Here is a 12288-nt window from a genome sequence, read left to right on the forward strand (position 1 = left end):
AGCAAATTTCTTGAAATACAATAATTAAAAGCATCCTTCTTTCGATTATCATTAAATAAATGTAAAAAATGACCCTATTTATTCATTTTTCATGCGTATGTATGTACATTTGTTAATTTATTCGATATATTATGTGTATTGAATGATTACGAAAAACTTATAGCTCGCTAAAAATACCTTATATTTTTATATCCGTGAAAACTACAAAATGTATAAAATTCCATTTGTCAAATGAATTTAATGCGGAAGGAGGTTTGTGGTTACTTCATCGGGATATAATAATCAGTTTTAAACTGATAAAAATATAGGAGGCGATATAATGTTTCGTACGATTTCAAATTTCATGAGAGTAGCTGAGATAAGAAGGAAAATCCTTTTTACATTAGCGATGTTAATCGTTTTTCGAATTGGCACGTTTATTCCAGTTCCTCATACTAACGCAGAGGTATTAAAAGTACAAGATCAAGCTAACGTTTTAGGTATGCTAAACGTATTTGGCGGAGGAGCATTGCAACACTTCTCAATCTTTGCTGTAGGTATTACACCATATATTACAGCTTCCATTATAGTACAATTACTACAAATGGACGTCATACCAAAATTTTCGGAATGGGCAAAGCAAGGAGAAATGGGCCGTAAGAAATCAGCTCAATTTACTCGATACTTTACAATCATTCTCGCATTCATACAAGCCATTGGGATGTCTTATGGCTTTAATAATATAGCAGGTGGACAATTAATAACAGATCAAAGCTGGACTACATACTTATTTATTGCAACAGTTTTAACTGCAGGTACTGCATTTTTACTTTGGTTAGGTGAACAAATTACCGCTAACGGAGTAGGTAATGGTATTTCGATGATTATCTTCGCAGGACTTGTAGCAGCGATTCCAAATGTTGCGAATCAAATTTATTTACAACAATTTCAAAATGCAGGCGATCAATTATTCATGCACATCATAAAAATGGTCTTAATTGGTCTTATAATTTTAGCGATAGTTGTTGGGGTTATTTACATTCAACAAGCTGTGCGTAAAATACCGATTCAATATGCAAAAGCTGTTTCAGGAAACAATCAATATCAAGGAGCAAAAAACACTCATTTACCTCTAAAAGTAAATAGTGCTGGTGTAATTCCAGTAATCTTTGCTTCCGCATTTTTAATGACGCCGCGTACAATTGCGCAGCTCTTCCCTGATTCAAGCGTATCAAAATGGTTAGTTGCAAACCTTGATTTCGCACATCCAATTGGAATGACACTTTATGTCGGTCTTATCGTTGCTTTCACATACTTCTATGCATTCATTCAAGTAAATCCTGAGCAAATGGCAGAGAATTTGAAAAAGCAAAATGGATATGTACCTGGTATTCGTCCTGGTAAATCAACAGAACAATATGTAACGAAAATTTTATACCGTTTAACATTTATCGGTGCAATTTTCTTAGGTGCAATTTCAATTTTACCGCTTGTATTCACAAAGATTGCTACATTACCACCTTCTGCACAAATTGGTGGTACAAGCTTACTGATCATTGTCGGTGTGGCACTTGAAACAATGAAAACGTTAGAAAGTCAGCTTGTAAAACGTCATTATAAAGGGTTTATAAAAAAAGCGAATTAAGTAAAAAAACACAGTTGGTTATTTTTCCAACTGTGTTTTTAATTCTACTGCATCTAATTTTTCTACTAATGTACCAATGATCTTTTCCAAGTTCATTATTTTTTCTTCTAGGGCTCGAATGCGTTTATTGCTCTCGTCTACATCATTATATTTTAAACTGTTATTGGATACTTTGAACTGCTCCCCTAATTCGGAAGTGATATCTTTAACAGTTGATTTTCCAGCATTATCTAGTGCATTTGTATTTGATTTTAATTCAAATTGAAGCTCATATGTATTTCCAGTTAACTCTTTAGCTATTTGCGAAATTAAATCTTTATAAGACTTTTTAACCCACTCTTGTTGGAATTCGTTTTCAAAATAAATGATTAATGAATCTTCATTTATTCTAGCTGTCGTTTCTTTGACCCAAGTTTCATATGACGGTCTCGAAATTTTTAATTGCATTTTATCTTTTATTTTATTCCAAATTGTTTTTGATTCCTCTTGTCCGGAAGTACGTTGATTATTTTGCACGTGATGGATCTGTGCTTTAGAAGTAGCGCTTGATCCTATTTCGAACCAAATTTGATATTCTTCATCAGTAAGTTTCTGTACGGTACTTGAAATTATATTTTTATACTCACCTTCAAGCAAATCACGATGAAACGCATCTTCACAAAAGATTATTACTTTATTATCTTTTATCGTAGCATTTGTATTTCTAATCCACGTCATAAATGTTTTCTCTGCTAATTTTGGTCTTAACGCTTTCTTTACTTCATCCCAGCTACTAAGCTTTTCTTTTTGGACATCTTTCAAGTTAGATGGTTCGCCATTACATAGATCAAACTGAATTTCAAACGTCGTATTAAACATTTCTCTTAATGTATTAAATACTAATTCTTTATAATGAGATTCTAACCAGTCACGTGCAAATTCATTTGGACAATAAATTGTTAATATATCATCCTCTAAATAAACAGTAGTATTCGTAAACCAAGTTTCATATGATGGTTTTGAAATTTGCGGTCGAATTTTTTCCTTTACTTCAGTCCAATTTATTTTCATAATAACTCCCCTCTTCTTACAGATCTCTTTCATATAGCTTGATAATATTACGCCTTTCCAATAAATAAAGTCAATCCGTATCATGAATAAAATGAAACATGTTTATATTCACTCAAAATATAAGCTTCTCTAACGCCTTCTTCATTTTAATACCTCGTTATTCTTAACAACTGGTTTTAAAACTGGTCTGTCTTTTCATTCTTCAACACTACTATATTGATCTATAACAATTGCTTTCATGTCCTCTCCCTTGCTGTTTATTTTAATAACATACAATTATTTCTCAAAATTTTTCCCCTTAAATTATCATAAACTTATTTTTGGGGGTAATTACGCAAAAAACAAAGCAAATCTAACACACAACTTAGAGTCATTCAAAATTTTATGTTTAATTACATTCAAAAGAAATGGAGAGAACTCTATGACTGAAAAGATATTTAAAATAAACGAGATTGATGTATGTACAGAAAGCTTTGGAAACCCTAAAAATCCAGCTATTTTATTAATTATGGGTGCTACGTGTTCAATGGTTTATTGGGATGAAGAATTTTGTGAACAGTTGGCTAACACGGGGAAATTTGTTATTCGTTTTGATAACCGTGATGTGGGACGCTCTGTCGCATATGAACCTGGAACTTCTAATTATTCCGTTACGGATATGGCTGAAGATGCAATTGGGGTACTAGATGCTTATCATATTGACAAAGCGCATCTATTTGGTATGTCTTTAGGCGGTATGATCGCTCAAATTGCTGCTGTAAAACATCCCGAAAGAATATTAACATTAACATTACTAGCTACAAGTGTGATAGGCTCTGACAATAACACACGTGACTTACCCCCGATGGATGAAAGAATTTTAACACATCACGCAAATGGCACGCATTTAGATTGGACAAATGAAAATATTGTAGCAGAATATTTAGTTTCAGGGTCCCGTCTATTATGCGGGTCCAAACGCACATTTGATGAAAAAAGAGTCTATAATCAAGTAAAACAAGAAATTGAACGAGCTAACAATTTATTAAGCATGTTTAATCACGCTTTACTTCAAGGCGATGATGCATATGAAGGGGTGCTTCACTCCATACAAGCACCTACATTAGTCATTCACGGAACAGACGATACCGCACTCCCTTTTGAACATGGTCTCGCACTTATCGATGAGATTCCTAACTCAGCTCTATTAACTCTTGAAGGCGCTGGACATGAGATTCATCCTGATGACTGGGAAGACATCATTCATACTGTTACTGAACATACAGCCAAAATAATAGAAAAATAATGAATAGGAGGGGCACGCCGCAATTTGTGTCCCTCCTATCTTTACATGTAAAAACGCCCATCACTGTATCCGTATGTATAGTGATGGGCAATACTTATATTTTTCTATGTTTAAAAAAACGGACAATCTAATTGATCAACAGCTTCCCATGATTTTTTTTTTATATTATCGGTGGATTTATTTGCTTCTAGTGGTAAGCTTTTAAAAGGATTAACTTCTACTTTTAATAAAGATGATGGCTCAACGTATAACGAGAAAACATGGCTACTTGGTATAGCTTTTGACACATCAATATCTCCTACTTGTTTAAAAAGTTGCTGCGCTGCAAAGAAAAAGAAGTTGGTTGGATTTGATTGTTTATTCAGCCATGCAAGCATTTCAGGTGATACTGACTTATGAATATTAATTTTTACTCGGTCACCACGTTTATATCGCCTAGATCGCATACTTCCACCAACTAACTTATTGTTAAGTTTGTAAATCCTAACTCTTTTTGCTTATGCTCTCTATATTTTGGCGAACAAGTGTAGACTAATAACCCACGTGCATTTGTAAATAATGGATTATCTACAAAGATTACATTTGTTAAACGCCCTTTTTGTTTTAAAATCATTTTCAGGCTATTTTTTATGATAACTGCGCCCCCGCCATAAATAAAAACATATGGATCGTCTTTCATATCATCAATTTTGTTAATAATATCCGTTGCAACGCGCGCTGCTAAACCTAATAGTGCTGGTTGTGATTCCTCAACTAATAATGCATTTCTAGGGTGTTTATCATTTAAATAAATTTGATTGAATTCTGTAATACTATCAATTGTCTTTGTTGGATACTTCCGGTTCCATCTCGTAATAATTTGTAGTAACGTTTCTTTCACACCGTACGATAAACCCTTACTTAGTTGTGGTCTAAAGTTTACACCTAGTGAAACGACTTCTTCTGTCGTTCCTGCACCAATATCAAAAGATAATAATGTTTTATCAACAAAATCAATTTCTGACACTTTATTTTGTTCACATTCTATTTTATGTTTTACAACATTTCCTTCTTCATCATATACAATGCCCCACGTCCCAGAAGCACCCTCAGGTAGGCATTTGCAATATTCGATGGAAATATTAATTGTAACATCACGTCCGTTTGGATAATGGAACACAACCTTATGATTCCCCATATAACGTTTCGCATTTTCCGCCGCTATTTCTTGTGTAATAAGCTGCATAGGGAGAGCAACAGATAAATCATATCGAATGTTAATATGGCTAGAAGTTGGACTTTGACGCATAGCACTTACGGCTAAACCAGATAGAATCGTAATAACCATTAACTCATCAGTTGACTTATTCGATTTCTTCTCAACCTCAGTACCTTTTAATTGATCTTGAATGACTTTTTCTCCAACGATATACCGCACATTATTTAACATTAACGATGGAGAACTAATGGTCACGTCAATGTGATTTTCTAATTCAGATAATGAAACATCTTCCTCATCTAAAAGTCCTGTAGGCTCTCCTATATATAAAGCATATATACTCGGAATAAAAATAGGATCTTGCCCTTTCACCATTAACTTCAAACCATTATTTCCTGCATCAGCACCAGCTTTTAAAAGAATAGACATAACTACCCCCTAAATTAATCTGACATCCCTTCCAAATATATGCGAGCCCATTCTTTTACATTCAAATGTAATATAATTTTTTATTAACCGTACATACAAAATATCATTTTCGCGGCTCTGTGTGTAAAAAGTATTTGACATTAAACTTTCCCAATTTTATACTATAGTTGTAAAGAGTTTTTTACAACAATGGAGGTGCCATTTTTAAATTGAACCATAAAAAATTTATTTTCATAATTATCGTTTTATCATTACTTGGAGTGCTTATACATGGAGTTTATAAATACATCGCTGAAGGTGAAATTTTAGGTGGCACAATTTTCACTAGTGCTATAATAATTAGCTACCTTATCAATCATATTACATGGGGAGATCCTCACGGTGTATCAGAAGAAAGTCAAGATGAAATGGGACAACAAATTACATATAAAAGCTCTAAAATTGCATATTTTACGCTCGTAGTTGTAATGTTCCTTATATTACTCTTCTCTGAAGGGTTTTCTATGGGAGCTAATTTAGATGGGGTTAAAAACTTCCCTCTTTTTATTGCACTGTGCTCTTCATTCTTTATTTATCCTATCATTGAACTCATTGTAGCGAAACAATATAAATAAAAAGAAGAGGTTTTCTATAGACAGAAAACCTCTTCTTTTTATAGTTATATACTCTCTACAATCGCTTTTAATTTATTCACAGTCCGCCAATTTCTTACTGTAGCTGGTGTATGCAACTTCTGAAACTGGTTCATTAATTTAGAGTTTCGAATGCTATTTTTGAAAAATAAATACACAACTTTTTCATGAATACAACAATCTTCAATCTCATTTTTTTGCATAAGTAGCTGATCTTTTTCTGTTTTAGAAAGTTCATGTGCTAAGAAGGCAATATGTATACTTTCGCCTTCTCGCAATGAATTGACTTCATAGGGGCATCTTTTTGTAATGTTTATAAATTCCTCATGTGTTCTTAACATAACCGGAACATCAAAACCAAAAACGTTTTTAATTTCAGATTGTATTCGTTTGTTTAGAAAATCAATATCTTTTTCAGATTCGAACACGATATTCCCACTTTGAATATATGTTTTCACTTGTTTCAACCCTATTGATTCAAACGCTTGTTTTAAATCAGCCATTTTGATTATCTTATGCCCGCCTACATTGATTCCTCTTAGTAATGCAATATAAATTGTCATATCAATCCTCCGCATTTTAATGAACTGAGCAATTAAGTTGATTGTCACTCTCATATTTCTCGAATATTTGTTCTAATTCCTCTAACATATCATGTATAGATAATATCTCAAATAAAATGATAGATTCACTTGAAAAATGATGATGATATTGATTCGGTTTACAATGTGCTAAATCATTTTTATTAGTCCAAAATTGCTTATCTAATTCATCAATCAGTTTAAAATGTTCCTCATCTATTTTTTCACAATGATTTCTTAATATAGAAATTATAGAATGAATTGTTCGTCGTAAAATTTCTTTTTCATTTTGTGACCAATCACATGTTTCAATTGGTGCTCGAGCTAAATTATCTATATGATAAATAATTTGCTGTAATAAATGAAGTTGCTTTTGTACAAGTAAAAAGCTTCTCATTTCTTTTTTTGTATGTCGATGGTATTTCCAATCTTTTTGCTCATATTGAACAAATTGTACTGCTTTATGTAATAATACAGTTAATTTAGAAAGAGTATAGGTTGTCTCCTTTTTTATAACTTTCCCATCCATTAACGCAGTAAGCCATTCCTCCATAACATTTGCCGTTTTAACAAATAGCTCTTCTGTACATCCCGAAATTGTTTTAACATAGTGTGGTGGTAAGATGAAAAAATTCACTAAAGTAGACACTATAATACCAGTAGATGTAGTAGCTAATCGAATTAAAAATGCAGTAAAATAATGATCTGCCGTAATGGGAATCATTGCAACAGCAGTTAAAGTTGCGACTAACGTTCCTGCGTGTAGCCTTAGTTTTTGACATGTAACGATTGTAAACATTGCCGCTAACGCATAAGAAAGCGCCTGATGACCTAGGAAAAATGTGAAAGTCATTGCATACGCTGATCCAATTGTTGAAGCTGGAAAACGAACTAGTCCTTTTTTTATAGAATCCGTTGCGGTTGGCTCAATTGTTACAATTGCTGTAATAACAGCAAAAATAGTTGGTATATTGAAAAATTCGCAAACTAGAACTGTAAGAAAAACCGCAATTCCTGTTTTTATCACCCTTCCACCAATAATATTCCATTTTCTAACTTGATTCATTTGTATTTCCTTCATTTCTATTTCGTTTATTTATATATTTTACAACATATATTGTTCCAAATAAAAAAACTTACTACTTTACTATGCAAGAGTAAGTTTTTCTTCTCATTATTTTATGATAGGTAAATGCATTATAATTTGTTGACCAATTGGTCCCATTCTTCTAAGTCCTTTATCTTGGAAACCAACTTTTTTATATAAATTTTGTGCTGGAATATTTTTTTCATTCACAGCAAGTACAACTTCATTTTTCATCGAAAAATAACGTTGTACAAACTCTTGTAATAGTGCCAGTGATTTTTTAGCGTATCCCTTCCTTTGTCTATTGTGATTTATAGAAAATGAAGTTAAAAGTAAAGCGTTCTCATTTTCTGTGAATTCCTGTACTCTATCTCCTGTTTGCAATGCAAAAAGACCAACAGGTACCCCATTGTAATCTAAAATAACAATGACATTTTTTGTACGATCATTTTTTGCTTTTTTCAATAATTCAGCTGGGTCCGACGTAAATTGAACTTGTTCACTTGGTAAAGTAAATGTTTCTATAACTTCTTTATATTCCTCTTTATACGGAACTAATTGAATCTCCCCTGTATGTATGTTCATGATAAACTCTCCCATTTTTTACTTATTAACTTAAACCTTGCTGCACTTTAGAATGTACTTTGCCATCTAAAAATGTAATTTCAACTAATGCAGTTGGATTGCTTCCCTTCCAAGCAAAAATTTGCTTAATTTGTGTAGAATGTTCCACCCCTTCTTCTATGAGTAAATCCCCTTCAAAACCAATTAAATCTTTCACTTCTTTATAAGTCATTCCTTCATTTATATTGGAGAAATGATTTATATTGATAGATTTTTTCTTTTGATTTTCCATCACAGTAGAAGAAGTCGCTGTGTGCTTTTTTACTTCTTTCTTCTGTTCACACGCTGTCATACTGAAACCTAAGCATAAACTACATAATATTAATGTGCTTTTTTTCATCATAACAGTTGTCCCTCCCATAATAATTAAACCATATATTCCCTTAAAAATAAACTGAATATTTAATATTATATTGAAAAACCCTGTACAATTTAGTACAGGGTTACTGTTAAATTTATTTATTTAAATGATTATTTGATTGGTCATTCTGTTCTTTTCTCAGTTCTTGCTCTTCATCTTTTGGTAATTGTTTATCATTATCTTGAATTGGATTCGTTTCTTTATTTTCAATCATGTCATTTGGAACTTGTGGCATTACACGGCCAACAATTGCTGCTAACTCATCCAGTATACCTTCGCCTGTTTTTCCTTTTTTAATTTGCTTTCCAATTTGTTTCAGTCGTTCATACGTATCAACATCTGCTACAACAACTGCATTAGCACCATCAGGATCGTTTTTCAAACTTTCTGCAACAGAGTATTTAATGGATTCAACACGTGTTCGATCTAGTTTCGCTTTTACATCAATTCCTACGATAGCATATTTCCCAACTACTACCGCTGTCGCATCATTCACACCTGGCACACTTGCCGCTAAAGACGCTAAATGGTCCGCTGCTTTTTCATTTGGCTTATTTGACTTATTTGTATAATTAACATTTTTCATTGAAACATTTTTTTGCTCGGGCTTTTCGTTTGGATTATCCTTTTTTCCAATACTGCATCCAGTTATTAAAAAACAAACCATCAACATATATATTAAAATCTTCATTATTCTCACCACTTTACCATTAAAGTTTAATCATAAATTTTTTCAACAGCTTGCATTTTCTTCACTTTTTCTTCTGCTCCGCTATTTGCATTGATGAAAATTTGGTACGTATCTTTCCCTAAAGTACCTACAAATTCATAGCAAAGTACTTCGTTATGCAAATCGTTTACTACCATTGCTTTTCGCTCTTCCATTACCTTTACATCAGGGTTTATTTTCTTTCTTGCTTCTGCTGCAGTTAGCTTTGCCGAAGGGATTGTTCGTTTTTGATGTGATGCTAAATATTCTTTCGCCGAAAATCCGACGATAGAACCGTCATCTAAAGCAATTTTCATTTGAATTGCCTCTGGATAAATTCGTACGCCATTCTCATTTACTACATACGTAAATACTCCAACATTATCATATTGTGAGCTATCATAAAGCTCCATATTATGAAACTTATGGTCCTTTAAGAATTTCAAACCTTTACTTCCTGCATCGTTTAAACTAATTTTCTGTTCTTTAATTTCTCGATTATTCATAACCCAAATTGGATATCCGCCTTTTCCGGTAATATCCATATAAAACTCATTATTCGTTGCCTCGTCTTTAATTTTCACACTATAGAAAGATTCTTTCGCACCTTTTCCGCTTTTCTCGACTTCTACTTTTTCATTTCCTTTTAAATTTAAAAACGATTTTGCAATTTTCGCCGCTTCATCTTTTGAAATTGCTTTTCCTTCTGCTTCAAATCCACCTTTTTTATTTTTTTGTGCACTTGTAAAGGTAGGTCCGAAGTTTGTAGATGAATACGATGTTACATTTTTTTCTACTGTTTTTAACCCGTCAATAATTGTATTGTCTGCAGGATCACGATTTGATGCGAGTGCCATCTCAACATCCATCCAGCGTAAATTGTTTTTCAAAACAAGATGTTGCACTTTTCTTAGTTCATCTTGTATATTCCCTGCATTGGAATATAAAGTTTGCAACGTTTTGTATTCTTGATCATTTAATGGTTCTTTTTCTAAATCACGAATGGCTGCACGGTAACTAAAATCACCGATATTCGCTAAAAATTCTTCCGTTTTATTAAAAGGCATTAATGTTAAAGGAAGTTGTCCTACATCCGAACGAGCTTCCGATGTTAATCTCCATACATCTGCTAATGCAGGCGATAAAGATGCGCGCGAATTCATCGCAAGCGTTGTTCCAATTTTATCGTGCAATAAATCAACCTCATACGCTAAATCATGAAACGCACGTTGATAGCTATTTTCTGCTCGAATTAATACTGCATTCTTTTCTTGGTGCTCTTTATAGCCCCAGTATCCAGTTCCAACTACACCAACTGTTAATAATACGATTATAATACCTCGTAACATAGTTCCACCTCCGCTCTATTTACAGAAAATATGTTTCCCGATCTTTTTAATTTGTGGACGAGTCCAAATCCATTTACTTGTTGCAGTATCTGGATTGAAATAATACAATGCGTTTCCTGTTGGATCCCATCCATTAATTGCATCTAATACAGCTTTTTTCGCTGTTTCATTTGGTGTTAAATATATTTGTCCGTCTGCTACCGCTGTAAATGCTCTTGGCTCAAAAATCACACCCGAAACAGTATTTGGAAATGATGCACTTGTAACACGATTTAAAATAACTGCAGCGACTGCAACTTGTCCTAAGTACGGCTCCCCACGAGACTCTCCATATACTGCGTTTGCCATGAGCTGTATATCATTTTGAGAATAACCATTTGGAACATTTGTCCCTTTATTTTGAGGTGGTTTATTTTCTTGTGCAGTACCTCCACTATTTCCTTTATTCGTTGTCGTTCCTTTATTAGCAGTTGACTTATCATACTTCGTTGCCTTCACGAGCATTTGCTTCGTTTTAGCTCCAGCTAAACCATCAACCGGTAAACCAAATTTCTCTTGAAAATTCCGAAGTGCCCAGTATGTACCCCATCCGAAAACACCATCTACTTTTCCCGTATAAAATCCGTTATATTTCAAACGAGATTGCAGTTCAATGACATCTTCACCAGATGCTCCCCTTTGAATGACTTGATTAGAAAAGGCTTCTACATTTTTTAGTTGTATACTACTGACCATGAAAGACAGTCCTATGAACGCAAGCAAAACTGCTATTTTAAAAACAGGTTTTTGGCGCATAATTTTCCCTCCTTAATTATGTAAATGATTTCTTGGTTATGTTTTGTAAAAGGCTCGCTTTTATGTAATGAAGACAAAAAAATCCAAACTAATATCGTTGAAAAAGTATGTAAACAATATAAAAAAAGGTAAAAGGAGTTCATTATGAAAAAATTGTTAAAGCGTGTCGCACTCGTTATTCTGTTCCTAACAATATGTTCAAATGTATATACAGGCTCAGCAATTGTTCATGCACAGCCGCCGTATGCGAAATGGGGTAAGCTTGCTGTAGAAAAAACGAAAGAACAATACCCAAAAGCAGAGATTATTGATTACCTTCATATAGGTAGAAAACCAAAAACCGTTCAAATAACAGTTGAAAAATTTAAATTATGGCTACGTGAGGACGGAAAAGAATATGGCGTTTTTGTTGATGTAGAATTTGAAACGAAGACGGAGAAATTTATTAAGGTGTCATTTCAGAAGACGAGTAGATAAAATGAAAACCTCACTGTTTATAATATAAACAGTGAGGTTTTCATTTCTAAATTACTTTCAATTGTGAAGAAATAAAACAATTGAACT

At 33.2% G+C, this 12288-nt stretch carries 14 protein-coding genes; 4 read left to right on the forward strand and 10 right to left on the reverse strand.

Annotated features, from left to right (window positions below):
* Positions 1-319: 319 nt before the first annotated feature.
* Positions 320-1624, forward strand: coding sequence for a preprotein translocase subunit SecY (secY, locus tag NST14_RS13835; RefSeq protein ID WP_000490140.1), 1305 nt, complete (start codon positions 320-322; stop codon positions 1622-1624).
* An 18-nt stretch (positions 1625-1642) separates the two neighbouring features.
* Here the strand turns inward: secY and NST14_RS13840 are convergent, their stop codons facing one another.
* The gene (locus tag NST14_RS13840) at positions 1643-2674 is read right to left on the reverse strand and encodes a DnaA N-terminal domain-containing protein (RefSeq protein ID WP_048557907.1); all 1032 of its coding nucleotides are present in this window, start codon (positions 2672-2674) and stop codon (positions 1643-1645) included.
* Between the two features lie 421 nt (positions 2675-3095).
* Here NST14_RS13840 and NST14_RS13845 point away from each other — a divergent pair, with 421 nt between their 5' ends.
* Positions 3096-3959 (forward strand): alpha/beta fold hydrolase, encoded by an 864-nt coding sequence (locus NST14_RS13845; RefSeq protein ID WP_048557908.1) that lies wholly within the window; start codon positions 3096-3098, stop codon positions 3957-3959.
* A 110-nt stretch (positions 3960-4069) separates the two neighbouring features.
* On the opposite strand, the gene NST14_RS13850 is transcribed toward NST14_RS13845, so the two are convergent.
* Together NST14_RS13850 and NST14_RS13855 are read right to left on the reverse strand one after the other, a co-directional pair.
* Positions 4070-4405 carry a hypothetical protein gene (locus NST14_RS13850; protein WP_001257754.1) on the reverse strand — a complete coding sequence of 112 codons (336 nt, stop codon included), beginning with the start codon at positions 4403-4405 and terminating at the stop codon, positions 4070-4072.
* 11 nt (positions 4406-4416) lie between these two features.
* Positions 4417-5586, reverse strand: a complete 1170-nt coding sequence (locus tag NST14_RS13855) for a ParM/StbA family protein (protein WP_000025610.1) — start codon at positions 5584-5586, stop codon at positions 4417-4419.
* Between the two features lie 209 nt (positions 5587-5795).
* Between NST14_RS13855 and NST14_RS13860 the strand changes: the two genes are divergently transcribed.
* On the forward strand, positions 5796-6200 hold the full coding sequence (locus NST14_RS13860; RefSeq protein ID WP_001015806.1) for a hypothetical protein: 405 nt from the start codon (positions 5796-5798) through the stop codon (positions 6198-6200).
* Positions 6201-6244: 44 nt separating this feature from the next.
* On the opposite strand, the gene NST14_RS13865 is transcribed toward NST14_RS13860, so the two are convergent.
* From NST14_RS13865 to sleB, 7 genes are all read right to left on the reverse strand, one after another.
* A complete protein-coding gene (locus NST14_RS13865) occupies positions 6245-6781 on the reverse strand; it encodes a DUF1697 domain-containing protein (RefSeq protein ID WP_048557909.1) in 537 nt (178 codons plus the stop codon).
* 16 nt (positions 6782-6797) lie between these two features.
* On the reverse strand, positions 6798-7865 hold the full coding sequence (locus NST14_RS13870; protein ID WP_229142755.1) for an aromatic acid exporter family protein: 1068 nt from the start codon (positions 7863-7865) through the stop codon (positions 6798-6800).
* Between the two features lie 108 nt (positions 7866-7973).
* Positions 7974-8471 carry a GNAT family N-acetyltransferase gene (locus tag NST14_RS13875; protein ID WP_048557911.1) on the reverse strand — a complete coding sequence of 166 codons (498 nt, stop codon included), beginning with the start codon at positions 8469-8471 and terminating at the stop codon, positions 7974-7976.
* Between the two features lie 25 nt (positions 8472-8496).
* Entirely contained in the window at positions 8497-8853 is a 357-nt protein-coding gene (locus NST14_RS13880; protein ID WP_000976537.1) for a hypothetical protein, read from the reverse strand.
* 112 nt (positions 8854-8965) lie between these two features.
* Positions 8966-9562 (reverse strand): YhcN/YlaJ family sporulation lipoprotein, encoded by a 597-nt coding sequence (locus tag NST14_RS13885; protein WP_000698002.1) that lies wholly within the window; start codon positions 9560-9562, stop codon positions 8966-8968.
* Positions 9563-9588: 26 nt separating this feature from the next.
* Complete coding sequence (gene ypeB, locus NST14_RS13890) at positions 9589-10929, reverse strand: germination protein YpeB (RefSeq protein ID WP_000943715.1); 1341 nt, start codon at positions 10927-10929, stop codon at positions 9589-9591.
* A 15-nt stretch (positions 10930-10944) separates the two neighbouring features.
* Positions 10945-11724, reverse strand: coding sequence for a spore cortex-lytic enzyme (gene sleB / locus NST14_RS13895; RefSeq protein WP_001249248.1), 780 nt, complete (start codon positions 11722-11724; stop codon positions 10945-10947).
* Positions 11725-11868: 144 nt separating this feature from the next.
* Between sleB and NST14_RS13900 the strand changes: the two genes are divergently transcribed.
* Positions 11869-12201, forward strand: a complete 333-nt coding sequence (locus NST14_RS13900; RefSeq protein ID WP_000734898.1) for a DUF3889 domain-containing protein — start codon at positions 11869-11871, stop codon at positions 12199-12201.
* Positions 12202-12288: the final 87 nt, after the last annotated feature.

This window comes from Bacillus sp. FSL W8-0519, from assembly GCF_038005585.1.
GTDB classification, from domain to species: domain Bacteria; phylum Bacillota; class Bacilli; order Bacillales; family Bacillaceae_G; genus Bacillus_A; species Bacillus_A paranthracis.